This is a genomic window from Pseudomonas sp. CM25 (assembly GCF_013179705.1).
GTDB lineage: Bacteria > Pseudomonadota > Gammaproteobacteria > Pseudomonadales > Pseudomonadaceae > Aquipseudomonas.
The window spans coordinates 18592-42322 of the sequence record NZ_JABMCW010000010.1 but is presented as its reverse complement, the minus strand read 5'-3'; the positions used below and the strand labels follow the sequence as shown (position 1 = coordinate 42322).

The following is a 23731-nucleotide window of genomic DNA, read 5'->3' as shown; positions in this document are numbered from 1 at the left end:
GCCACCCTTGAAGGCGGTGACGTGATGCCGATCGGCAATGGCATCGTGTTGATCGGCATGGGTGAGCGCACCTCGCGCCAGGCCATCGGCCAGCTGGCGCAGAGCCTGTTTGCCAAAGGCGCGGTGAAGGAAGTGATCGTCGCCGGGCTGCCCAAGTCTCGCGCCGCGATGCATCTGGACACCGTGTTCAGCTTCTGCGACCGCGACCTGGTCACGGTCTTCCCGGAAGTGGTGAAAGAGATCGTACCGTTCATCATTCGCCCGGACGAGGGCAAGCCGTACGGCATGGATGTACGCCGCATCAACAAATCGTTCATCGAGGTAGTGGGCGAGCAGCTTGGCGTCACCCTGCGCGTGGTCGAGACCGGCGGCAACAGCTTTGCCGCCGAGCGCGAACAGTGGGATGACGGCAACAACGTGGTTGCCATCGAGCCAGGGGTGGTCATTGGCTACGACCGCAACACCTACACCAACACCCTGCTGCGCAAGGCCGGTATCGAGGTGATCACCATCAGCGCCGGCGAACTGGGCCGGGGCCGCGGCGGCGGCCACTGCATGACCTGCCCGATCGTGCGCGACCCTGTCGACTACTAACGACCATTGCCCCCGGCCGCGCTCACAAAGCCGCGGCCGGTGTGTTCACCAAACTCAAGGAGAAATGTCATGGCGTTCAATATTCACAACCGCAACCTGCTCAGCCTGGAGCACCACACCACCCGCGAGCTGCGCTACCTGCTGGACCTGTCCCGCGATCTCAAGCGCGCCAAGTACACCGGGACCGAGCAGCAGCACCTGAAAGGCAACAATATTGCCCTGATCTTCGAAAAAACCTCCACCCGTACCCGCTGTGCCTTCGAAGTGGCGGCCTATGACCAAGGCGCCAACGTCACCTACATCGACCCCAACTCGTCGCAGATCGGCCACAAGGAAAGCATGAAGGACACCGCCCGCGTACTCGGGCGCATGTACGACGCCATCGAATACCGTGGCTTCAAGCAGGAAATCGTCGAAGAGCTGGCAAAGTTCGCCGGTGTACCGGTGTTCAACGGCCTGACCGACGAATACCACCCCACCCAGATGATCGCCGACGTGCTGACCATGCGTGAGCACAGCGACAAGCCGCTGCACGACATCAGCTACGCCTACCTGGGCGACGCGCGCAACAACATGGGCAACTCGCTGCTGCTGATCGGCGCCAAGCTGGGCATGGACGTGCGCATTGCCGCGCCCAAGGCGCTGTGGCCGCACGACGACCTGGTCGAGCGCTGCCAGAAGTACGCCGAAGAAAGCGGCGCGCGCATAACCCTCACCGAAGACCCGAAAGCCGCCGTCAAGGGCGTGGACTTCGTGCACACCGACGTGTGGGTATCGATGGGTGAGCCGATCGAGGCCTGGGGCGAGCGCATCAAGCAGCTCAAGCCGTACCAGGTGAACGCCGAGCTGATGAAGTCGACCGGCAACCCACGCACCAAGTTCATGCACTGCCTGCCGGCGTTCCACAACTCCGACACCAAGGTCGGCAAGCAGATTGCCGAGCAATATCCGGACCTGGCCAACGGCATCGAAGTGACCGACGACGTGTTCGAGTCGCCGGCCTGCATTGCTTTCGAGCAGGCGGAAAACCGCATGCACACGATCAAGGCGATCCTGGTATCGACGCTGGCTGACTTGTAAGGGCTGACTCGCCAGGCCGGGCGACTACGATCCCCTGTGGGAGCGGGTTCACCCGCGAATGCGTCGGCAGCACCAGCACCTTAACCCTGGGCTGACGCCTTCGCGGGTAAACCCGCTCCCACAAGGGGGCTGTGATATCCGGTCCAGAGCAGCGCTCCCTCTTTCGTTAAAGGACATTCCTCATGCGTATCGTTGTTGCATTGGGCGGCAACGCCCTGCTGCGTCGCGGCGAGCCGATGACCGCTGACAACCAGCGCGCCAATATCCGCACCGCCACCGAACAGATCGCCAAGATCCATCCTGGCAACGAACTGGTCATCGCCCACGGCAACGGTCCGCAAGTCGGCTTGCTGTCGCTGCAGGGCATGTCGTACAAGCCCGACGAGGCCTACCCGCTGGACGTGCTGGGTGCAGAAACCGAGGGCATGATCGGCTACATGATCGAACAGGAACTGGGCAACCTGCTGGCTTTCGAAGTGCCGTTCGCCACGCTTTTGACCCAGGTGGAAGTGGACGCCAACGACCCCGCGTTCAAGGACCCGACCAAGTTCATCGGCCCGGTCTACGGCAAGGAAGAGGCCGAGCGCCTGGCCAAGGAAAAAGGCTGGGTGGTCAAGGCAGACGGCGACAAGTATCGCCGCGTGGTGGCCAGCCCCAAACCCAAGCGCATCTTCGAGATCCGCCCGATCAAGTGGCTGCTGGAGAAGAGCAGCATCGTGATTTGCGCCGGCGGCGGCGGCATCCCCACCATGTACGATGAAAACCGCAAACTCAAAGGCATCGAGGCGGTGATCGACAAGGACCTGTGCTCGGCCTTGCTCGCAGAGCAGCTGGATGCCGACCTTCTGGTAATCGCCACGGATGTGGATGCGGCGTACATTGATTTCGGCAAGCCGACGCAGAAGGCCATCGCCCAGGCGCATCCCGACGAGCTGGAGAAGCTGGGCTTCGCCGCAGGCTCTATGGGGCCGAAGGTGCAGGCCGCCTGCGACTTTGCCCGCAACACCGGCAAGGTGGCGGTTATCAGCTCGCTGGAAAACATCGAGGATATCGTCAAGGGCACTGCCGGCACCCGGGTTTCCACCGCGAAGCCGGGGATAAGCTACCGTTGAATGCAGCGGGCGGGCCTGCGTGGCCCGCCGTTTTCGACCTTCCAAAGGAGCCTGCCATGGCCCAGTACCAGTCCGGTCATGTACACATCGAGCGCACTGCGCTGAACAGCAGCGACCACAGCTACGACCTCAACATTCAGTACGAAGCGGCGCAGGATCCCAGGGAAGGACGTGGCATTCAGTTTCACATGCATGGCAGCATCGAAGGCAAGCCGGTGGACGAAAAGTTTTTCCTGCCCAAGGATCAGGTGTTGCCCAGTTTCCTGATGGTGCTGAGCCGCAAGGCCCAGGCCCATCTGGCGCCACCAAAGAAATTCGAAACCCTTGGTTCACCGCACAAGATCTATGACCTGATGTTCGAAGACATTCGCACCAAGCTGGATGTGAAATCCGGTGACCCGATCAAGCCAGAACATCTGGAGTGAGCACCAGAATCGGGGGCTGCTTTGCAGCCCTTCGCGACACAAGGCCGCTCCTACAGATATAGCGCGACGCTTGAAACCGGCGCGCAGCCTGTAGGAGCGGCCTTGTGTCGTGATAGGGCCGCAAAGCGTCACCAGCGCTGTTAAGGCATACTACCGCCCTCCCTGGCCACCACTTCACCGTACCCATGCGCATCCACGTCAGCTTCATCGACCGCGTCGGCATCACCCAGGAAGTCCTTGCCCTGCTCGGTGCCCGCCACCTCAATCTGGACGCCGTGGAGATGGTCCCGCCGAACGTCTACATCGACGCCCCGACCCTCAGCCCCGCCGTACTTGAAGAGCTGCACGACGCACTGTTCGAAGTACATGGCGTGCAGTCGGTGGACGTGGTCGACATCCTCCCCGGCCAGCGCCGTCACCTGCAGCTCGATGCCCTGCTTGCCGCCATGAGCGACCCGGTACTGGCGGTAGACAGCGCTGGCAAGGTACTGCTGGCCAACCCGGCGCTGATCGAACTGTGCGGCCGCGAATCAGCCGGGCGTTCGGTGGGCGAGCTGTTCGACGACCCGGCGCTGCTGCAAGCGCTGCTGGACAACAATTTCCACCTGCCGATGCGTGAGATGCAACTGAACGGCCAAAGCCTGTTGCTGGACGCCATGCCGATCACCAACGCCGGTGGCCTGCTGACGCTGTACCCGCCGACCCGCATGGGTGAACGCCTGTCGGCCCTGCACCACGACCACGCCGAAGGTTTCGATGCCTTGCTCGGTGAGTCGCCGGCCATCCGCACCCTCAAAGCCCGCGCCCTGCGCGTGGCGGCACTGGACGCACCGCTGCTGGTGCATGGTGAAACCGGCACCGGCAAAGAGCTGGTGGCCCGTGCCTGCCATGCCATCAGCAGCCGTCACTCGGCACCGTTCCTGGCCCTGAACTGTGCTGCATTGCCCGAAAGCCTGGCCGAGAGCGAGCTGTTCGGCTACGCCCCCGGCGCCTTCACCGGTGCACAGCGCGGTGGCAAGCCCGGGCTGATGGAGCTGGCCAACCAGGGCACGGTGTTCCTCGATGAAATTGGCGAAATGTCGCCGTACCTGCAGGCCAAGCTGCTGCGTTTTCTCAGCGATGGCAGCTTCCGCCGGGTGGGCGGCGACCGCGAAGTGAAGGTGGATGTGCGCATCATCAGCGCCACCCACCGCGATCTGGAGCGCATGGTTGCCGAAGGCAGCTTCCGCGAAGACCTGTTCTACCGCCTCAACGTGCTCAACCTGCAGGTACCGCCGCTACGCGACCGTGGCCAGGACATCCTGATGCTGGCGCACTTCTTCATGCAGCAGGCCTGCACGCAGATCCAGCGCCCAGCTTGCCGGTTGACCCCGGCCACCCATTCGGCACTGCTGGCCAACCCCTGGCCGGGCAATGTGCGCCAGCTGCAAAACGTGATTTTCCGCGCGGCCGCCATCTGCGAGGGCAACCTGGTGGACATCGGCGACCTGGACATCGCCGGCACCTCGGTAGCGCGCGGGCAAGATGGCGAAGTGGCCAGCCTGGAGCAAGCCGTGGGCGATTTCGAACGTGAGCTGTTGCAGCGGTTATATGCCAGCTATCCCTCGACCCGGCAACTAGCCGGGCGCCTGCAAACTTCGCATACCGCCATCGCCCAGCGCCTTCGCAAATATGGAATACCGGGTAAAGGCTGACTGTAGTTGGAATAACCCGGTCGTTATTCAGGCTCTTCCTACGCCAGCCGGCTGTACGGGAAACAGCTGCCAGCCCCGGGCATGGCTAGCCCAGGGCTGGCGGGCAGCCTGGTTCAGGGACGAACTGCGGTAACTTCGATTTCGACACGCCAGGCAGGGTCGGCCAGGCCGGCGATCTGGAACGCCGAGCGCGCAGGAAGGACCGGCTGCTTGGCGGTTGGTCCGAAGAACTGGGTATAGCCAGCCATGAATCCGTCGAAGTCCATCTTCCCGCCGTTCTCCGGCCCGCCCACCAGGAATACCTGCATCTTCACCACGTCGGCAAGGCCAAGGCCCAGGTCTTTCAATTGCTGCTGAATGTTCTGCAGCACATTGATGGTTTGTGCCTTGGTATCTCCATAGGCTTCCAGCGAACCCTTGGGCGCATCAGGATAGATGACCGTCGGGACGGAACCACTCAGGTAGACGACCGTCTTCCCTGCAGGAACCTCTACTGCCGACGAAATAGGGAAACTGCCGGCGCCATGGCGCACGATGTCTTGTGCCTGCACGCTTGCGGCACCTGCGAGTGCCACGGCCATTGCTGCTGCAGTCTTGAAAGCGACTTTCATACTGTTCTCCTGATGATTGCCAAAAATATGCACGCATCGTCGATGCGTGCACGGGTCATTCCATTGCGCCAGGTGTGCTTAGAATCGATACAGGCTGAACGGTTTCGGGTCCAGCACAGGCGCTTTGCCAAGCAGCAAGTCCGCCGACAGTTCGGACGACACCGGGCTCTCCGTCATCCCCCACCCGGTTGCGGTATTGAGAACCAGGCCGGGGTACTCCTTGACCTGCGAAATGATGGGGTTCTCATCCGGTGCGATGGCCATCGCACCGCTCCACTGATCGATCAGTTTTGCATCGCTGAAAGCCGGGAATTCGACCTTGAGTTTTGCCAAAGACGCATTCAGCTCCGGCAGGTCCGGGGCCGCTGTCATCAACCGGTTTTTCTCGAAAGGCGAAACCTCGTCCAGTTTCCAGTGCGTGGGCTGGATGAACGAATCAATCAGCTGCTTGTTGAGCGAGATGTGCACCGGGAAGTCAGGGATGGCCAGCAAGGGCAGGTACTTGTAGCCGTACATGAACGACTCTTTCACCACGGGGGCAACCACGACGCGCGGCGAGGTGGCATAGGTACCGTCGGCCTGCTCGCGGAAGTAGATATTCCCTGGCAACGCAACGTTGCCGCCAGGCGCACGGGGCGCCGCACTGATGATCTGCTGGGACTGGTAAGCGGGCAAGGTAGGCACATCGACGCCCAGGTTCTGCATGAACAACCTCGACCACGCGCCGCCGGCCACTATCACACGCGAAGTGCGGATGGCGCCCTTCTCGGTCACCACGTCAGAGATGGCTCCTGCCTGGGTTTCCAGGCCCCTCGCGGCGCAGTGAGTGTAGATACGCACACCCGCTTTCCTGGCGTATTCCGCCATCACAAACGATGCGCGCTCGGCATCCAGGCTACCGGAATCTTCCTCGAAGCCTGCCACCGTCCAGCGCGATGCTGCACCACGCAGGCGCTGTTCAAGTTCATTGCCTTGAATGATGCGCGTATTGAACGGTATATCTGCTGCAACTTCGCGGGTTTTGACATCAATCCACTTTCTGACGCCTTCCAGATCTTCTTCATCGAAGGGCACTTCAACCCGGCCTTGTGTGCGATAACTGGTATCTGCACCCACTTTGGCATTCATTTCTCGCCAGCGTTGTTTGGCAAGATGGTGCAACTGGAAAGTTGCATCCGGCATCTTGTAGGTCATGACCTGGCCATAGAACCGGCAGGACTGCTCACCGGCAATTTCACCTTTTTCAACAACAACTACCGAGAGGCCGCGCTCGACCAGATTGATTGCCGTCATCAGCCCCAGAATGCCCGCCCCTACAACGACCACATCTGCCTGTTTGGGGAGTGCGCCCTCGGTGCCTTCGACATAGCCAAACCGCGGTTTGCCAGGGATCAACCTGCCTTCGCGGGTCAGCAAGGGGGTAAGGATTCCCGCGCCTGCCACGACAGCCGCGACGCCGCCGCCGATCAATAGATTACGCCTCGTCATTCCCATGACACTTTCCTTTCCTGGTATTCGGTGTTGTTTGCATAAGCCCGGCAGCCAGCCACCTGCCTGGCCGACAGACGTCCTGGCCAACTTCCTGACCAGCGCGTGGTGGCGGGCGGTGCAAATTGAAGGGGGGCTATTTTGGTGAGCGCCAGCGGGCAAACACATCGCTGAAGGCAAATACTTAGTTCAGCCATTTGAAAACTATCGTGCAGGTGACACAAATAGTTGATTTAGCGACATTAAATAGGAGAAAGAGCACAGTAATGCTGCGAGTTGTCAGGACTGTTTCAAGCAGCGTACTTGCCCGAATTCAACGCAGCGTATCGATTTTAATACACCGTACCGAAATCGATACAAGCTCGTTCGAATGCGCCCGCGCAAGGGTTTGATCCCCAAACCCTTTTCATCTGCTGCCCTTGCGTAGCGTTTTCGTTCCAGAAAAACCACGAAGCGAACATGGGAAATACCTATCCAATTGTTTTATATGGGTTTTTCAAGATTGGCCGTGTTCTTGCTAGTAGATTATCAACCCAAGAGCGCGGAGCCACCGCGCCCAACGCCCTGCTTCCCGAGGATTCCCCATGAGCGAGTTGCGTTTCACTGAAGATCACGAATGGCTGCGCGTCGAAGCCGATGGCAGCGTCACCGTGGGCATCACCGCCTACGCCCAGAACGCCCTTGGCGATGTGGTTTTCGTGCAACTGCCCGAGTTGCAGCAGTATGAGAAAGGCAGCGAAGCCTCCACCGTCGAATCGGTGAAGGCTGCAAGCGGGGTGTACATGCCCCTGACCGGCGAAGTGGTCGAAGTCAACGGGCAGCTCGAAAACAGCCCGGAACTGGTCAACGAAGACCCGATGGGCGAAGGCTGGTTCTTCCGCTTCAACCCGGCCGACATGAGCGAAGTGACCGCCCTGCTCGACCAGGACGCCTACGACCGCCTGATCAAAGCCAACGACGACGCCTGAGGAACCCTGCCATGACCACCAACCTCGGCACCGCCAACGAGTTCATCGCCCGTCACATCGGCCCGCGCGCCGCTGACGAGCAGGCCATGCTCGCAGCACTGGGCTTCGACTCGCTGGAAGCCATGACCGCCGCAGTCATCCCCGACAGCATCAAGGGCACCAGCGTGCTTGGCTCGCATGACGGCCAAAGTGAAGCCGACGCGCTTGCCGCGCTCAAGGCCATCGCCGGCAACAACCAGCTGTTCAAGAGCTACATCGGCCAGGGCTACTACAACACCCACACCCCGGCACCGATCCTGCGCAACCTGCTGGAGAACCCGGCCTGGTACACCGCCTACACCCCGTACCAGCCAGAAATTTCCCAGGGCCGCCTGGAAGCACTGCTGAACTTCCAGACCCTGATCAGCGACCTGACCGGCCTGCCGATCGCCAACGCCTCGCTGCTCGACGAAGCCACTGCAGCGGCCGAGGCCATGACCTTCTGCAAGCGGCTGTCGAAGAACAAGACCAGCCACGCCTTCTTCGCCTCGGTGCATTGCCACCCGCAAACCCTTGATGTGCTGCGCACCCGTGCCGAGCCGCTGGGTATCGAGATCGTGGTCGGCGACGAGCGCGAACTGGGTGATGTCAGCGCCTTCTTCGGCGCCCTGCTGCAGTACCCGGCCAGCAACGGTGAAGTGTTCGACTACCGCGACGTGGTGCAGCGCTTCCACGCCGCCAATGCCTTGGTCGCCGTCGCCGCCGACCTGCTGGCCCTGACCCTGCTGACCCCGCCGGGCGAGTTCGACGCCGACGTGGCCATCGGCAGCGCCCAGCGCTTCGGCGTGCCACTGGGCTTCGGTGGCCCGCACGCGGCCTACTTCGCCACCCGTGACGCGTTCAAGCGGGACATGCCGGGCCGCCTGGTGGGCGTTTCTATCGACCGCTTCGGCAAGACCGCGCTGCGCCTGGCCATGCAAACCCGCGAGCAGCATATCCGCCGCGAAAAGGCCACTAGCAACATTTGCACCGCCCAGGTACTGCTGGCCAACATCGCCAGCATGTTCGCCGTCTATCACGGCCCGGCCGGCCTCAAGCGCATCGCCGAACGTACCCATGCCCTGACCGCTATCCTCGCCGCCGGCCTGAACACGCTGGGCGTGCAGCTGGTGGGCGCCAGCGCCTTCGACACCCTGACCCTGGCCACCGGCAGTTCCACTGCCGGCCTGCATGACCAGGCACGCGCCCAAGGCATCAACCTGCGCCAGGTCGACGCCGGCCACCTGGGCCTGTCGCTGGACGAAACCAGCAGCCAGGCGGATGTCGAGGCCCTGTGGCAGCTGTTCGCGGGCGACCAGGCCCAGCCAGATTTTGCCGCGCTGGCCGCCAGCACCGGCTCGCTGCTGCCTGCTGCCCTGCTGCGCCAGTCGGCCATTCTCGAACACCCGGTGTTCAACCGCTATCACAGCGAAACCGAGCTGATGCGCTACCTGCGCCGCCTGGCCGACAAGGACCTGGCGCTGGACCGCAGCATGATCCCGCTGGGCTCGTGCACCATGAAGCTGAACGCCGCCAGCGAAATGATCCCGGTTACCTGGGCCGAATTCGGCAACCTGCACCCGTTCGCCCCTGCCGAGCAAAGCCAGGGCTACCTGCAGATGACCACCGAGCTGGAGGCCATGCTGTGCGCCGCCACCGGTTATGACGCCGTGTCGCTGCAGCCCAACGCCGGCTCCCAGGGCGAGTACGCCGGCCTGCTGGCGATCCGTGCCTACCACCGTAGCCGTGGCGAGGCGCACCGTGACATCTGCCTGATCCCGTCCTCCGCCCACGGCACCAACCCGGCGACCGCGCACATGGCCGGCATGCGCGTAGTCGTCACCGCCTGTGACGCCCGCGGCAACGTCGATGTCGAGGACCTGCGCGCCAAGGCCATCGAACATCGCGAGCGCCTGGCCGCGATCATGATCACCTACCCGTCGACCCACGGCGTGTTCGAGGAAGCGATCGGCGAGATCTGCGCGATCATCCATGACAACGGTGGCCAGGTGTACATCGACGGCGCCAACATGAACGCCATGGTCGGCCTGTGCGCCCCGGGCAAGTTCGGCGGCGATGTTTCCCACCTGAACCTGCACAAGACCTTCTGCATCCCCCACGGTGGCGGCGGCCCGGGCGTCGGCCCGATTGGCGTCAAATCGCACCTGGCGCCGTTCCTGCCCGGCCATGCGCAGCTGGAAAACACCACCGGTGCGGTGTGTGCCGCGCCGTTCGGCAGCGCCAGCATCCTGCCGATCACCTGGATGTACATTCGCATGATGGGCGGTGCCGGCCTCAAGCGTGCTTCGCAGATGGCAATCCTCAACGCCAACTACATCGCCCGCCGCCTGGAAGAGCACTATCCTGTTCTGTATACCGGCGGCAATGGCCTGGTGGCCCACGAGTGCATCCTCGACCTGCGCCCGCTGAAGGACACCAGCGGTATCAGCGTCGACGACGTGGCCAAGCGCCTGATCGACTTCGGTTTCCATGCTCCGACCATGTCGTTCCCGGTGGCCGGCACGCTGATGATCGAACCGACCGAAAGCGAGGCCAAGGAAGAACTGGACCGCTTCTGTGATGCAATGATCCAGATCCGCGAAGAAATTCGCGCCGTGGAGAACGGTAGCCTGGACAAGGACGACAACCCGCTGAAAAACGCCCCGCACACCGCGGCCGAGCTGGTTGGCGAATGGACCCACGGCTACAGCCGCGAGCAAGCGGTGTACCCGCTGGCGAGCCTGGTCGAAAGCAAGTACTGGCCGCCGGTTGGCCGGGTCGACAACGTGTTCGGCGACCGCAACCTGGTGTGCGCCTGCCCGTCGATCGAGAGCTATCAGGACGCCTGATTCGACGCACTGGCCTCATCGCCGGCAAGCCAGCTCCCACAAGGGCTCCACTGCTGCAAAGGGTTGTGCATTACCTGTGGGAGCTGGCTTGCCGGCGATCGAGTGCGCAGCACTCGCCTTTACCTTCTGGAGGGAACGAGCAATGTCACTGAGCGTCTTCGACCTGTTCAAGATCGGCATCGGCCCCTCCAGCTCCCACACGGTCGGCCCGATGCGCGCTGCTGCGCGCTTCGCCGAAGGGTTGCGCCGTGATGGCCTGCTCGACCGCACTGTCACCGTCAAGGCCGAGCTGTATGGCTCGCTGGGCGCCACCGGCAAGGGCCACGGCAGCGACAAGGCCGTGCTGCTGGGCCTTGAGGGGGAACACCCTGACACGGTCGATACCGACGCCATCCCCGCCCGCCTGCAGGCCATCCGCGACAGCGGTCGCATCAACCTGCTGGGCGAGCACAGCATCGCTTTCAACGAAAAACAGCACCTGGCGATGATCCGCAAGCCGCTGGCCTATCACCCCAACGGCATGATCTTCCGCGCCTTCGATGACGCCGGCCTGCAAATCCGCAGCCGCGAGTACTACTCGGTGGGCGGCGGCTTCGTGGTTGACGAGGATGCCGCCGGCCACGACCGCATCGTCGAGGACAGCACGGTGCTGGCCTACCCGTTCAAGACCGCCAGGGAACTGCTCGGCCATTGCTCCGCGCAAAACCTCTCGGTCAGCCAGGTGATGTTGGCCAACGAAGCCGCTTGGCGCCCGGAGGCGCAAACCCGCGAGGGCCTGCTGCACATCTGGCAGGTGATGCAGGACTGCGTCGAAGCCGGCTGCCAGCATGAAGGCATCCTGCCCGGCGGGCTCAAGGTCAAACGCCGCGCCCCAGCGCTGTATCGCCAGCTTAGCCGTCACCCGGAGGCCAGCCTGCGCGATGCCCTTTCGGTGCTCGACTGGGTCAACCTCTACGCCTTGGCGGTCAACGAAGAAAACGCCTACGGCGGGCGCGTAGTCACCGCACCCACCAACGGCGCGGCCGGCATCGTCCCGGCAGTGCTGCACTACTACATGCGCTTCGTGCCGGCTGCCAGCGATGACGGGGTGGTGCGCTTTCTGCTTACCGCTGCGGCGATCGGCATCCTGTACAAGGAAAACGCCTCCATCTCCGGCGCCGAAGTGGGCTGCCAGGGCGAGGTCGGCGTGGCCTGCTCGATGGCCGCCGGGGCCCTGTGCGAGGTGATGGGTGGCAGCGTACAGCAGGTGGAAAACGCCGCCGAGATCGGCATGGAACACAACCTGGGCCTGACCTGCGATCCGATTGGCGGGCTGGTCCAGGTGCCTTGCATCGAGCGCAACGCCATGGGCTCGGTAAAGGCCATCAACGCGGTGCGCATGGCCTTGCGCGGCGACGGGCAGCACTTTGTGTCGCTCGACAAGGTCATCCGCACCATGCGCCAGACCGGCGCCGACATGAAAAGCAAATACAAAGAGACCGCCCGCGGCGGCCTGGCCGTCAACATCATCGAATGTTGACCCGACAACAACAGCAAGGAGTCACCGATGTCCGAAACACTGCTCAAGACCCCGCTGCACGCCCTGCACCTGGAACTGGGTGCACGCATGGTGCCGTTCGCCGGCTACGACATGCCGGTGCAGTACCCGTTGGGCGTGCTCAAGGAACACCTGCACACCCGCGAGCAGGCCGGCCTGTTCGATGTCTCGCACATGGGCCAGATCATGCTGCGCGGCTGCGATGCTGCCAGGGCCCTGGAAAGCCTGGTACCGGTAGATATCATCGACCTGCCGGTGGGCATGCAGCGCTATGCCATGTTCACCAATGAACAAGGCGGCATCCTCGACGACCTGATGGTTGCCAACCTGGGCGACGACACCCTGTTCCTGGTGGTCAACGCGGCCTGCAAGGACCAGGACCTGGCCCACCTGCAACAGCACATCGGCAAACGTTGCGACGTCCAGCCGCTGTTCGAGCAACGTGCCCTGCTGGCCCTGCAAGGCCCGGCAGCGGTCAAGGTGCTGGAGCGCCTGGCCCCGGAAGTCGCGGGCATGACCTTCATGCAGTTGCGCCCGATCAAACTGCTGGGTGAGGAATGCTATGTCAGCCGTTCGGGCTACACCGGCGAAGACGGCTACGAGATCTCGGTACCCGTCAACGCAGCAGAAGCCTTGGCCCGCGGCCTGCTGGCCGATCCGCAAGTACAGCCGATCGGCCTGGGTGCACGCGACTCGCTGCGCCTGGAAGCCGGCCTGTGCCTGTATGGCCACGACATGAACAGCGAGACCACGCCGGTCGAAGCCAGCCTGCTGTGGGCGGTTTCCAAGGTGCGCCGTGCCGACGGTGCACGTGCCGCAGGCTTCCCGGGGGCCGAAGCCATCTTCGCCCATCAACGCGACGGAGTGGCGCGCAAGCGCGTCGGGCTGTTGCCGCAGGAACGTACGCCCGTGCGTGAAGGTGCAGACATCGTCGACGCAAACGATAAACCTGTAGGCAAAGTGTGCAGTGGCGGTTTTGGTCCGACACTCGGCGCGCCTGTCGCAATGGGGTATATCGATAGCGAACATACCGCACTCGACACCCCGTTGTATGCAGTGGTGCGCGGCAAGAAGGTGGCCTTGAAAGTCAGTAAAATGCCTTTCGTGGCACAACGTTACTACCGTGGTTGAAACTGTTTTGTGAAGGTTATCGGGCAGCTTGGACATATTCGTTTTCGAACCTGCCCAATAACTTTTGAACATGGCGCCAGGCCAGGCGCCATGCCGTTTCCGACCATTCGGTCGGTTATCGGTAAACGGCCGGTTTTCCATACGACCAAGGGCTTGTTTTTCGCTCGGGAGTTGGCGTAGAGTCACTGCACTGTGTTTGCATGGGTCGCAACAGTTCGTGACCTGGGCCAGTAGCCGCGATCTGCTACAACCCGTTCGCCGTCTCTTACTTTCCTGCAACCCAGCCCAGTAATCTTTTGCCTACAATAAATGCAAAAGAAACTGTCATCAAAATTTAAGCTTCGTAGGAAACAAGACAATGGCTGAGCGTCTGAACGGTACCGTCAAGTGGTTTAACGACGAGAAAGGTTACGGCTTCATCACTCCAGAAAGCGGTCCGGATCTGTTCGTGCACTTCCGCGCTATCCAGGGCAACGGCTTCAAAAGCCTGAAAGAAGGCCAGAAAGTGACCTTCGTTGCCGTGCAGGGCCAAAAAGGCATGCAGGCTGACGAAGTCCAGGCAGAAGCCTGATAATCTTCGAAAAAGAGCCCCTGCGTTGACCCGCAGGGGCTTTTTTATGCCTGCAATTCCATAGAATGAGCCTTTGCCATTCGGAGCTGCCACGCATATGCCTACCCGTCACCTTCTCCCGCAGGGTGAATTCCCGCCCGTTGGCCTTGGCCGGCGTCTGGCTGCGATGTTCTACGATTTCCTGCTATGTACTGCGCTGCTGATCGTTACCGCCGGCGCCTACAAGCTGATCCAGATGGCAATCATTGGCGAAGCGCGCATGCGCGAGCTGACCGAGGCTGGCGCACTGGATGGTGACCCGCTGCTATCGACGGTGCTGCTGTTCGCCTTGTTCGGCTTCTTTGCCAAGTTCTGGACCCACGGCGGGCAGACCCTGGGCATGCAGGTGTGGGGCGTGCGGGTGCAGAATGCCGATGGCTCGGCGATCAGCCTGTGGCAGGCACTGTTGCGCTTCGTGGTGTCGATCGCCTCGTGGCTATGCCTGGGGCTGGGGTTTTTCTGGGCGTTGATCGACAAGCGCAAGCGCGGATGGCATGACATCTATTCGGAAAGCCAGCTGGTGCGGGTGCCGAAGCAGAAGAAGTGACTTGAGCCTTGTGTTGCCTGCTCCGGCGATAGGGCATCAGCCACAAAAAAGCCGACCCTGAGGTCGGCTATTTTGTACCGCTAAGGCAATCAACCTGCCCGGCGCAACAGCCAGACACCGGCCAGGGCACAGACCCCCGCCGGTATCACCACCGCCAGCAGCGGCGGGAAGCCGAACACCTGGCTCGATGGCCCCAGCAGGTCCTGGGCAATGCGGAACACAAAGCCCACCAGCACGCCGGTGAACACGCGCTGGCCGAGCGTTACCGAACGCAGCGGGCCGAAGATGAAGGAAATCGCCATCAGCACCAGCGCAGCGGTCACCATCGGCTGCAGCACCTTGGTCCAGAACGCCAGCCAGTAACGGGCATTGTTCAGGCCCTGGTCGGACAGGTAGTGAATGTAGTCCCACAGCCCGGTGATCGACAGCGATTCAGGGGCGAGGATCACGGTGTTCAGCAACTGCGGGGTAAGCGAAACATCCCAGCGCTCGTCGGGCGCCTTCACCACTTCGGTGTGGTCACCGCGGAAGAACGTGGTGCTGACATCGCTGAGCATCCAGTGATCGTCATTGTACTGGGCACGCCGGGCGAAGCTCGAGGTAACGATCTTGCGCTCGCTGTCAAAGCGGTAGCGGGTCACGCCCAGCAGCAGGCCGTTGGGCTGCACGGCGTTGATGTGCACGAATTCCTCACCTTGGCGGTGCCACATGCCGCGCTTGGAGCTCTGCGCTTCACCACCGCCCTGGGCCAGGGAACGATCGGCCTGGGCCTTGTTCTCGGTCACCGGGGCCACGTATTCGCCGATCAGCAGGCCGACCAGCATCAGCACCAGCATCGGCTTCATCACCGCCCAGACGATGCGGCCGATGGAAACCCCGGCGGCACGCATGATGGTCAGCTCGCTGCTGCTGGCCAGGCTGCCCAGGCCGATCAGGCAGCCGATCAGGGCCGCCATGGGCAGCATGTCGTACAGCCGTCGCGGGGCGGTCAGCAGAACGAAGTTGACCGCCTCCATCAGCGTGTAGGTGTCACTCAGGTCGCTCATCTCGTCGATGAACGCGAACAGCGAGGCCAGGCCGAGAATGATGCCCAGCACCGCCAGAATTGCCATCAGCACGCTCTGGCCGATGTAGCGGTCAAGCTTAGCCATGGGCCACCTCCGCACGACGGGCGGCGCGTTTCAGGCGCAGGGGTTCCCAGTACATCAGGCCCAGGCCGATCAGCAGGAACAGGCCGTGGACCCACCACATGCCCAGGGCGATCGGCAGTTTGCCCTTCTCGAGGGCGCCGCGTACGGAAATCAGCATTGTCAGGTAGGCCATGTACAGGAGAATTGCCGGCAACAGCTTGAGGAACCGGCCCTGGCGCGGGTTGGCCCGGGACAGCGGTACTGCCAGCAGGGTAACGACGAACACCAGGATGGGCAGCGACAGCCGCCATTGCAGCTCGGCGCGCTCACGCAGGTCGGTCTTGCCGAACAGATCCAGGGTCGGGATGGCTTCGCGTTCGGTCACTTCCTCGCTGACTTCCGGCTTGGGCAGCAGTACACCGTAGGTGTCGTACTTGATGGCGCGGTAGTCGGCCTGGCCCGGGTTGCCGTCATAGCGGTAGCCGTTTTCCAGTACCAGGTAGCGGTTGCCGTCGGCCTGGATTTCCTGGTGGCCTTTTTCGGCGACCAGTACCGAGGGGGCGCGGTCCTTGGTCTTGTCCTGGTTGAAGCGCTTCTCGGAGATGAACACGCCGCCCAGGTTGACGCGATCATCCGACAGCTGTTCGGTGTAGGTCACCCGCGAACCGTCGCGCAGGGTCTGGAAGCGGCCCGGCACCAGGGTATCGAACTCGGTCAGGGCATCCTGCTGGCTGATGATCTGCTGCACCTGAGCCACGCCCAGCGGCGCCAGGCTCAGGCTCAGCCAGGCGACCAGCAGGGCAACCAGCGCCGCCGGCGCCATGGTCATGCCCAGCAAGCGCTGCTGGCTCATGCCGGTGGCCGAGAGCACGGTCATCTCGCTTTCCAGGTACAGGCGCCCGTAAGCCAGGAGAATGCCGAGGAACAGCCCCAGCGGCAGGATCAGTTGCAGGAAGCCTGGCAGACGGAAGCCCATGATCAGGAACAGCACGCCCGGGTCGAGCACGCCCTGGGCAGCCTGGGCCAGGTACTTGATGAAGCGCCCGCTCATGATGATCACCAGCAGCACAGCGCTGACGGCGCTCAAGGTCACCAGGACCTCGCGGGACAGATAACGAAAGACGATCAAACCAGACACTCCTGGGTTGTCAGGGCGGACTGCCATGCAATGGCGCCAGACAATGACTTGCTACAGCCTAGACCGATGCCGGTTCGCCAAAGGCGAACCTCCATGTAAAGTGCGCGCATTATCCTGTGATTGACCGCCCCTGTCACTTGGCCGCGCGTTAACGTGCATGACGGGGTTGTCAGCACGCTTGCCGCAGGCTCAAACTGGCAGCTTTTCCGCTGGCGCGCGACGACGCGGCCAGGCCCGCGCAGAGCGCTGGAACACACAGCGCCATTCGTATCGATCATTCGGGGATCCTGACATGGAACTGGTTGTAAAAAGCGTAGCTGCTGCATCCGTAAAAACCGCCACTCTGGTCATCGCAGTAGGTGAAAACCGCAAGCTCGGCGCAGTTGCCAAGGCTGTCGACCAAGCCTGCGAAGGCGCCATCAGCGCCGTGCTCAAGCGCGGCGACCTGGCCGGCAAGCCGGGCCAGACCCTGTTGCTGCACAGCCTGCCAGGCCTGAAAGCCGAGCGCGTGCTGCTGGTGGGCTGTGGCAAGGACGACGCCTTGGGCGACCGTGCCTGGCGCAAACTGGTGGCCAGCGTCGCCGGCGTGCTCAAGGGCCTGAACGGCGCCGACGCAATGCTGGCCCTGGATGACATCGCCGTCAGCAACCGTGACGCCCACTACGGCAAGTACCGCCTGCTGGCCGAGACCCTGCTGGACGGCGAGTACGTGTTCGACCGCTTCAAAAGCCAAAAGGTCGAGCCACGTGCCCTGAAAAAGGTCACCCTGCTGGCTGACAAGGCCGGCCAGGCCGAAGTCGAGCGCGCCGTGCAACACGCCAGCGCGATTGCCACCGGCATGGCCTTCACCCGCGACCTGGGCAACCTGCCGCCCAACCTGTGCCACCCAAGCTTCCTGGCCGAGCAGGCCAAGGAACTGGGCAAGGCGCACAAGGGCCTGAAGGTCGAGGTGCTGGACGAGAAGAAGATCAAGGACCTGGGCATGGGCGCGTTCTACGCCGTCGGCCAGGGCAGTGACCAGCCGCCACGCCTGATCGTGCTCAATTACCAGGGCGCCAAGAAGGCCGACAAGCCGTTCGTGCTGGTCGGCAAGGGCATCACCTTCGACACCGGCGGCATCAGCCTCAAGCCAGGCGCCGGCATGGACGAGATGAAGTACGACATGTGCGGCGCTGCCAGTGTGTTCGGCACCCTGCGCACGGTGCTTGAGCTGCAGCTGCCGATCAACCTGGTGTGCCTGCTGGCATGCGCCGAAAACATGCCAAGCGGCGGCGCCACCCGCCCAGGCGACATCGTCACCACCATGAGCGGGCAAACCGTCGAAATCCTCAACACCGACGCCGAAGGCCGCCTGGTGCTGTGCGACACCCTGACCTACGCCGAGCGCTTCAAGCCGCAGGCGGTGATCGACATCGCCACCCTGACCGGCGCCTGCATCGTCGCCCTGGGCAGCCACACCAGCGGCCTGATGGGCAACAACGACGAGCTGGTCGGCCAACTGCTCGACGCCGGCAAGCGCGCCGACGACCGTGCCTGGCAGCTGCCGCTGTTCGACGAGTACCAGGAGCAACTGGACAGCCCGTTCGCCGACATGGGCAACATCGGCGGGCCCAAGGCCGGCACCATCACTGCCGGCTGCTTCCTGTCGCGCTTCGCCAAGGCCTACAACTGGGCGCACATGGACATCGCCGGTACCGCCTGGGTCAGCGGTGGCAAGGACAAGGGCGCCACTGGCCGCCCGGTGCCCCTGCTGACCCAGTACCTGCTGGACCGCGCTGGCGCATGACGCCATGAAGCCGGTGGTGCCTTGCGCGCCACCGGCTGGCGATACCACCATGAGCAAAGTCGATTTCTACATCCTGCCCACCGACTCGCTGTCAGCGCGGCTCGATTTCGCCTGCAAGCTGTGCGACAAGGCCTGGCGCCTCGGCCACCGGGTCTATCTGCACTGCCAGGATGCCGAACAGCGCGACGAACTGGACCAGCGCCTTTGGCGCTTCCGGGGCGAGGCCTTCGTGCCCCACGACCTCGCCGAGGTGCATGGCGATGCTGGCGTGGCCCTGGGCCTGGCGGACAGCGCGGGCGAGCACCGCGACCTGCTGATCAACCTGGGCGCCAGCGTGCCGGGGTTCGTCGGCCAGTTCGAGCGGGTAGCCGAGATCGTGATCGAAGAGCCTGGCATTCGCCAATCGGCGCGTGAGCGATTCCGTTTCTACCGTGAACAGGGCTATGCTCTGCAAGACCACCGCTTACAGCGACTTTGACGACGATGGACAAGCCCTCCTCCCTGCCCGACTCCGCCCACCTGCTCGATGACCTCGAGTCGATCCGCCAGCTGCTTGGCGATGCCGACCTGCAACCGCCGCTGCTGACCGAGACGGTCGAGCAGATCCCGTTGCTGCTGAATGAGCCCGCCGGCAATGTGCCAGCGCCGCCCGAAACGGTTGCCGCAGTGCCTGCAGAAGACTCGCAGACCCGCCGCCAGGACACCCTGCTGCACCTTGAAAGCGAGCTGCGTGCGGCGGCGCAGATGATCATGCAGGACGTGATCAACGACTTCACCCCGCATATCGAAAACGAGATCAAGCGCCGGCTGGATGCGCGCATCGAGCGGTTGATCACGCGTTCCGAGTAAAACAGGACATCGGTGTCGCCTGCTTCGCGGGTGAACCCGCTCCCACAGGATCACCACAGGCCTGAAGGCGGTGCTGTACCTGTGGGAGCGGGTTTACCCGCGAAGAGGCCATGCCTGCCTTGCCAGATAGCAGCAGCTTGTCGCCTGCGGCCCCCAGCTTGGTTATACTTCCCGGCTTTCCCGAATTAATGCACAGGGTCCCGCCGCGCATGGATAAGACCTACCAGCCGCACGCCATCGAAACTTCCTGGTACAACACCTGGGAGTCCGAGAACTATTTCGCCCCACAAGGTGCAGGCGAGTCCTACACCATCATGATCCCGCCGCCGAACGTGACCGGCAGCCTGCACATGGGCCACGGGTTCAACAACGCGATCATGGACGCCCTGATCCGTTTCCGCCGCATGCAAGGCCGTGACACCCTGTGGCAGCCAGGCACCGACCACGCCGGTATCGCCACCCAGATGCTGGTCGAGCGCCAGCTCGAGGCCAAGGGCCAGAACCGCCATGACCTGGGCCGCGAAAAGTTCCTGGACAAGGTCTGGGAATGGAAGGACCAGTCCGGCGGCAACATCAGCCGTCAGATCCGTCGCCTGGGCTCGTCGGTAGACTGGAGCCGCGAGCGCTTCACCATGGACGACGGCCTGTCCGAAGCGGTCAAGGAAGCCTTCGTGCGCCTGCACGAGGACGGCCTGATCTACCGCGGCAAGCGCCTGGTCAACTGGGACACCAAGCTGCACACGGCCATCTCCGACCTCGAAGTGGAGAACCACGACGAGAAAGGCCACCTGTGGAACCTGCGCTACCCGCTGGCCGACGGCGCCAAGACCGCCGAAGGCAAGGACTACCTGGTCGTTGCCACCACCCGTCCGGAAACCCTGCTGGGTGACGCCGCCGTTGCGGTCAACCCAGGTGACGAACGCTACCAGGCACTGATCGGCAAGTTCGTCGAACTGCCCCTGGTCGGCCGCCGCATCCCGATCATCGCCGACGACTACTGCGACCCCGAGTTCGGTACCGGCTGCGTGAAGATCACCCCGGCCCACGACTTCAACGACTACGAAGTCGGCAAGCGCCACAACCTGCCGCTGCTGAACATCTTCGACAAGAACGCCTTCGTGCTGGCCAGCGCCCAGGCGTTCAACCTCGACGGCAGCATCAACGAGCAGGTCGACACCAGCCTGCCGGCCCAGTACGCCAATCTTGACCGCTTCGTCGCGCGCAAGCAGATCGTCGCCGACCTGGACGCCCAAGGCTTGCTGGTGAGCATCGACGACCACGCTCTGAAAGTGCCGAAGGGCGACCGTTCGGGCACCGTGATCGAGCCGTGGCTGACCGACCAGTGGTACGTCTCCACCAAGCCGCTGGCAGAACCTGCCATCGCTGCAGTGGAAGATGGCCGCATCCAGTTCGTGCCCAAGCAGTACGAAAACATGTACTTCTCCTGGATGCGTGACATCCAGGACTGGTGCATCAGCCGCCAGCTGTGGTGGGGCCACCGTATCCCGGCGTGGTACGACGAGGCCGGCCAGGTGTATGTCGGCCGCAACGAGCAAGAGGTGCGCGCCAAGCACAACCTGGGCGCCGACGTGGTCCTGCGCCAGGACGACGACGTGCTCGACACCTGGTTCAGTTCGGGCCTGTGGACCTTCTCCACCCTGGGCTGGCCGGAGCAGACCGAGTTCCTCAAGAAGTTCCACTCCACCGATGTACTGGTGACTGGCTTCGACATCATCTTCTTCTGGGTTGCGCGCATGATCATGCTGACCATGCACCTGATCAAGAACGAGGACGGCACTCCGCAAGTACCGTTCAAGACCGTGTACGTGCACGGCCTGGTGCGTGACGGCCAGGGCCAGAAGATGTCCAAGTCCAAGGGCAACGTGCTGGACCCGCTGGACATCGTCGACGGCATCACCCTCGACGCCCTGCTGGAGAAACGCACCAGCGGCATGATGCAGCCAAAGCTTGCCGAGAAGATCGCCAAGCAGACCAAGGCCGAGTTCCCCGAAGGTATCGCCAGCTACGGCACCGACGCCCTGCGCTTCACCTTCTGCTCGCTCGCCTCGACCGGCCGCGACATCAAGTTCGACATGGGCCGCGTCGAAGGCTACCGCAACTTCTGCAACAAGATCTGGAACGCCGCCCGCTACGTCCTGGACAAGGGCGAGGACTGCGGCCAGAACGGCGAAGCCTACGAGCTGTCGCTGGCTGACCGCTGGATCATCTCGCAGTTGCAGCGCACCGAAGCCGAAGTGACCCGCCAGCTGGAGCAGTTCCGCTTCGACCTGGCCAGCCAGGCGCTGTACGAGTTCATCTGGAACCAGTACTGCGACTGGTACCTGGAGCTGTCCAAGCCGGTACTGTGGGACGAGAATGCCCCGGTCGAGCGCGCCCGTGGCACCCGTCGCACCCTGGTGCGCGTGCTGGAAGTGGCGCTGCGCCTGGCGCACCCGTTCATGCCGTTCATCACTGAAGAAATCTGGCAGCGCATCGCGCCGCTGGCCGGCATCGAAGGCAAGACCATCATGCTGCAGCCGTGGCCAGTGGCCAATGAAGCTCGCATCGACGCCGCTGCCGAAGGCGACATCGAGTGGCTCAAAGAGCTGATGGTCGGCCTGCGCAACATCCGCGCCGAAATGAACATTGGCCCGGGCAAGCCGCTGCCGCTGTTCCTGAAGAACGCCAACGCCGACGACCAGCGCCGCCTGCAGGAAAACGAGGCACTGCTGAAGAAGCTGGCCAAGGTCGAGTCGTTCACGGTACTGAGCGATGCCGACGAAGCGCCGCTGTCGGCCACCGCCCTGGTAGGTGACCTGCAGGTACTGGTGCCGATGGCCGGGCTGATCGACAAGGATGCCGAGCTGGCGCGCCTGAACAAGGAAATCCAGCGCCTGCAAGGCGAAGTCCAGCGTGTCGGTGGCAAGCTGTCCAATGCGGCCTTCGTCGACAAGGCACCGCCTGCGGTGATCGAGAAAGAGCGCGCCAAGCTGGCCGAGTCTGAACAGGCCCTGGCCAACTTCACCGAGCAGCATGCGCGGATTGCAGCGCTGTAACCAAAAGTGAAGCCATAGCGGGCTGCTGCGCAGCCCATCGCCGGCAAGCCGGCTCCCACAGGAAAGCACCGTACCTGTGGGAGCCGGCTTGCCGGCGATGCTTTTCAGGATCCGACCATGACCGAAAAACCCACCCTGCACCCGCGCAACCGCCACCAGGGCCGCTACGACTTCCCCAGCCTGATCAAGGCCCACCCTGACCTGGCGCGGTTCACCATCACCAACCCACACGGCAAACCCAGCATCGACTTCGCCAACCCCGAAGCCGTGCGGGTGTTCAACCGCGCCCTGCTCAAGGCCCAGTACGGCATCCAGCACTGGGACATTCCGGCCGATTATCTGTGCCCACCGATCCCCGGCCGCGCCGACTACATCCACGTGGCCGCCGACCTGCTGGCTGACGATAACGCCGGTGAAATCCCCAAAGGCGCCCAGGTGCGCGTACTGGACGTTGGCGTAGGAGCCAACTGCATCTACCCGCTGCTGGGCCACAGCGACTACCGTTGGCGTTTCCTCGGTTCGGACATCGACCCGGTAGCCCTGGCTTCGGCCAAGGCCATCATCCAGGCCAATGGCCTGGCCAAGGCCATCACCCTGCGCCAGCAGGCCAAGCGGGCGCACATCCTCACCGGCCTGCTGCAGGACGACGAACGCTTCGACCTGACCCTGTGCAACCCGCCCTTCCATGCCTCGCGCGATGAAGCCACTCGTGGCAGCCAGCGCAAGTGGAAGAACCTTGGCAAGCAGGACCCCAAGCGCAAGCTGCCGGTGCTGAACTTCGGTGGCCAGAACAACGAGCTGTGGTGCGAGGGCGGCGAAATCCGCTTCGTTACCCAGCTCGCGGGAGAAAGCGTGCAATACGCCGAGCAGGTACTCTGGTTCACCAGCCTGGTGTCCAAGGCCAGCAATCTGCCGGGGATCGAGGCTGCACTCAAGAAGGCCGGCGCCAAGGCCGTGCGCATTGTCGAAATGGGCCAAGGGCAGAAGCAGAGCCGCATGGTCGCCTGGAGCTTCCATGACGACGCTGCGCGCCAGGCCTGGCGCACCCGCAGTAAATCACAGGCATAAAAAAACCGCGCCCGGGCAAGCCGGGCGCGGTTTCGTCAAA

20 protein-coding genes are annotated in these 23731 nt (G+C 63.1%); 16 read left to right on the top strand and 4 right to left on the bottom strand.

All coding sequences use genetic code 11. From position 1 onward, the window contains the following. The 5 genes from HP546_RS02340 to HP546_RS02320 form a co-directional block, all read left to right on the top strand. A partial coding sequence (locus HP546_RS02340; RefSeq protein WP_256678414.1) for an arginine deiminase family protein occupies nucleotides 1–594 on the top strand: 594 nt, incomplete at its 5' end. Between the two features lie 69 nt (nucleotides 595–663). After that, nucleotides 664–1674 carry an ornithine carbamoyltransferase gene (locus tag HP546_RS02335; RefSeq protein WP_172219258.1) on the top strand — a complete coding sequence of 337 codons (1011 nt, stop codon included), beginning with the start codon at nucleotides 664–666 and terminating at the stop codon, nucleotides 1672–1674. A 182-nt stretch (nucleotides 1675–1856) separates the two neighbouring features. Continuing rightward, a complete protein-coding gene (arcC, locus tag HP546_RS02330) occupies nucleotides 1857–2786 on the top strand; it encodes a carbamate kinase (protein WP_172219256.1) in 930 nt (309 codons plus the stop codon). 56 nt (nucleotides 2787–2842) lie between these two features. After that, on the top strand, nucleotides 2843–3211 hold the full coding sequence (locus HP546_RS02325; protein ID WP_172219254.1) for a DUF5064 family protein: 369 nt from the start codon (nucleotides 2843–2845) through the stop codon (nucleotides 3209–3211). A 185-nt stretch (nucleotides 3212–3396) separates the two neighbouring features. Beyond that, on the top strand, nucleotides 3397–4905 hold the full coding sequence (locus HP546_RS02320) for a sigma-54-dependent transcriptional regulator (RefSeq protein ID WP_172219252.1): 1509 nt from the start codon (nucleotides 3397–3399) through the stop codon (nucleotides 4903–4905). Between the two features lie 113 nt (nucleotides 4906–5018). Here HP546_RS02320 and HP546_RS02315 read toward each other — a convergent pair whose 3' ends face one another. Together HP546_RS02315 and HP546_RS02310 are read right to left on the bottom strand one after the other, a co-directional pair. Then, entirely contained in the window at nucleotides 5019–5516 is a 498-nt protein-coding gene (locus HP546_RS02315) for a RidA family protein (RefSeq protein ID WP_172219250.1), read from the bottom strand. 78 nt (nucleotides 5517–5594) lie between these two features. Continuing rightward, complete coding sequence (locus tag HP546_RS02310; protein ID WP_218584422.1) at nucleotides 5595–6986, bottom strand: FAD-binding oxidoreductase; 1392 nt, start codon at nucleotides 6984–6986, stop codon at nucleotides 5595–5597. Between the two features lie 602 nt (nucleotides 6987–7588). On the opposite strand from HP546_RS02310, the gene gcvH reads away from it, so the two are divergent. The 6 genes from gcvH to HP546_RS02280 all read left to right on the top strand — a co-directional run bounded on the left by gcvH (nucleotide 7589) and on the right by HP546_RS02280 (nucleotide 14664). After that, the gene (gene gcvH / locus HP546_RS02305; RefSeq protein ID WP_172219248.1) at nucleotides 7589–7972 is read left to right on the top strand and encodes a glycine cleavage system protein GcvH; all 384 of its coding nucleotides are present in this window, start codon (nucleotides 7589–7591) and stop codon (nucleotides 7970–7972) included. Between the two features lie 11 nt (nucleotides 7973–7983). Continuing rightward, nucleotides 7984–10839: an aminomethyl-transferring glycine dehydrogenase gene (gcvP, locus tag HP546_RS02300; RefSeq protein ID WP_172219246.1), complete on the top strand. Its 2856-nt coding sequence runs from the start codon at nucleotides 7984–7986 to the stop codon at nucleotides 10837–10839. A 142-nt stretch (nucleotides 10840–10981) separates the two neighbouring features. Then, nucleotides 10982–12358, top strand: coding sequence for an L-serine ammonia-lyase (locus HP546_RS02295; protein WP_172219244.1), 1377 nt, complete (start codon nucleotides 10982–10984; stop codon nucleotides 12356–12358). Nucleotides 12359–12385: 27 nt separating this feature from the next. Beyond that, nucleotides 12386–13507, top strand: coding sequence for a glycine cleavage system aminomethyltransferase GcvT (gene gcvT, locus HP546_RS02290; protein ID WP_172219242.1), 1122 nt, complete (start codon nucleotides 12386–12388; stop codon nucleotides 13505–13507). Nucleotides 13508–13865: 358 nt separating this feature from the next. After that, a complete protein-coding gene (locus HP546_RS02285) occupies nucleotides 13866–14078 on the top strand; it encodes a cold-shock protein (RefSeq protein ID WP_172219240.1) in 213 nt (70 codons plus the stop codon). Between the two features lie 97 nt (nucleotides 14079–14175). After that, complete coding sequence (locus HP546_RS02280; RefSeq protein ID WP_172219238.1) at nucleotides 14176–14664, top strand: RDD family protein; 489 nt, start codon at nucleotides 14176–14178, stop codon at nucleotides 14662–14664. Nucleotides 14665–14753: 89 nt separating this feature from the next. On the opposite strand, the gene lptG is transcribed toward HP546_RS02280, so the two are convergent. Further along, a complete protein-coding gene (lptG, locus tag HP546_RS02275; protein WP_172219236.1) occupies nucleotides 14754–15815 on the bottom strand; it encodes an LPS export ABC transporter permease LptG in 1062 nt (353 codons plus the stop codon). Then, nucleotides 15808–16923 carry an LPS export ABC transporter permease LptF gene (gene lptF / locus HP546_RS02270; RefSeq protein WP_172219234.1) on the bottom strand — a complete coding sequence of 372 codons (1116 nt, stop codon included), beginning with the start codon at nucleotides 16921–16923 and terminating at the stop codon, nucleotides 15808–15810. The genes lptG and lptF overlap by 8 nt, the downstream gene beginning before the upstream one ends. Before the next feature lie 301 nt (nucleotides 16924–17224). Here lptF and HP546_RS02265 point away from each other — a divergent pair, with 301 nt between their 5' ends. The 5 genes from HP546_RS02265 (at nucleotide 17225) to rlmF (ending at nucleotide 23691) form a co-directional block, all read left to right on the top strand. Then, on the top strand, nucleotides 17225–18718 hold the full coding sequence (locus HP546_RS02265; protein ID WP_172219232.1) for a leucyl aminopeptidase: 1494 nt from the start codon (nucleotides 17225–17227) through the stop codon (nucleotides 18716–18718). A gap of 49 nt (nucleotides 18719–18767) precedes the next feature. Further along, entirely contained in the window at nucleotides 18768–19196 is a 429-nt protein-coding gene (locus tag HP546_RS02260; protein WP_172219230.1) for a DNA polymerase III subunit chi, read from the top strand. A gap of 5 nt (nucleotides 19197–19201) precedes the next feature. Further along, nucleotides 19202–19567, top strand: a complete 366-nt coding sequence (locus HP546_RS02255) for a DNA polymerase III subunit chi (RefSeq protein ID WP_172219228.1) — start codon at nucleotides 19202–19204, stop codon at nucleotides 19565–19567. A 209-nt stretch (nucleotides 19568–19776) separates the two neighbouring features. Next, nucleotides 19777–22623 carry a valine--tRNA ligase gene (locus HP546_RS02250; protein ID WP_172219226.1) on the top strand — a complete coding sequence of 949 codons (2847 nt, stop codon included), beginning with the start codon at nucleotides 19777–19779 and terminating at the stop codon, nucleotides 22621–22623. Nucleotides 22624–22740: 117 nt separating this feature from the next. Then, entirely contained in the window at nucleotides 22741–23691 is a 951-nt protein-coding gene (gene rlmF, locus HP546_RS02245; protein ID WP_172219217.1) for a 23S rRNA (adenine(1618)-N(6))-methyltransferase RlmF, read from the top strand. Nucleotides 23692–23731: the final 40 nt, after the last annotated feature.

Coding starts and splice junctions, on each gene's coding strand:
- arcC (WP_172219256.1), top strand. CDS start 1,857: ATGCGTATCGTTGTTGCATTGGGCGGCAACGCCCTGCTGCGTCGCGGC.
- lptG (WP_172219236.1), bottom strand. CDS start 15,815: ATGGCTAAGCTTGACCGCTACATCGGCCAGAGCGTGCTGATGGCAATT.
- HP546_RS02325 (WP_172219254.1), top strand. CDS start 2,843: ATGGCCCAGTACCAGTCCGGTCATGTACACATCGAGCGCACTGCGCTG.
- HP546_RS02335 (WP_172219258.1), top strand. CDS start 664: ATGGCGTTCAATATTCACAACCGCAACCTGCTCAGCCTGGAGCACCAC.
- gcvP (WP_172219246.1), top strand. CDS start 7,984: ATGACCACCAACCTCGGCACCGCCAACGAGTTCATCGCCCGTCACATC.
- rlmF (WP_172219217.1), top strand. CDS start 22,741: ATGACCGAAAAACCCACCCTGCACCCGCGCAACCGCCACCAGGGCCGC.
- HP546_RS02315 (WP_172219250.1), bottom strand. CDS start 5,516: ATGAAAGTCGCTTTCAAGACTGCAGCAGCAATGGCCGTGGCACTCGCA.
- gcvH (WP_172219248.1), top strand. CDS start 7,589: ATGAGCGAGTTGCGTTTCACTGAAGATCACGAATGGCTGCGCGTCGAA.
- HP546_RS02260 (WP_172219230.1), top strand. CDS start 18,768: ATGAGCAAAGTCGATTTCTACATCCTGCCCACCGACTCGCTGTCAGCG.
- HP546_RS02255 (WP_172219228.1), top strand. CDS start 19,202: ATGGACAAGCCCTCCTCCCTGCCCGACTCCGCCCACCTGCTCGATGAC.
- HP546_RS02295 (WP_172219244.1), top strand. CDS start 10,982: ATGTCACTGAGCGTCTTCGACCTGTTCAAGATCGGCATCGGCCCCTCC.
- HP546_RS02250 (WP_172219226.1), top strand. CDS start 19,777: ATGGATAAGACCTACCAGCCGCACGCCATCGAAACTTCCTGGTACAAC.
- HP546_RS02280 (WP_172219238.1), top strand. CDS start 14,176: ATGCCTACCCGTCACCTTCTCCCGCAGGGTGAATTCCCGCCCGTTGGC.
- HP546_RS02285 (WP_172219240.1), top strand. CDS start 13,866: ATGGCTGAGCGTCTGAACGGTACCGTCAAGTGGTTTAACGACGAGAAA.
- HP546_RS02320 (WP_172219252.1), top strand. CDS start 3,397: ATGCGCATCCACGTCAGCTTCATCGACCGCGTCGGCATCACCCAGGAA.
- gcvT (WP_172219242.1), top strand. CDS start 12,386: ATGTCCGAAACACTGCTCAAGACCCCGCTGCACGCCCTGCACCTGGAA.
- HP546_RS02265 (WP_172219232.1), top strand. CDS start 17,225: ATGGAACTGGTTGTAAAAAGCGTAGCTGCTGCATCCGTAAAAACCGCC.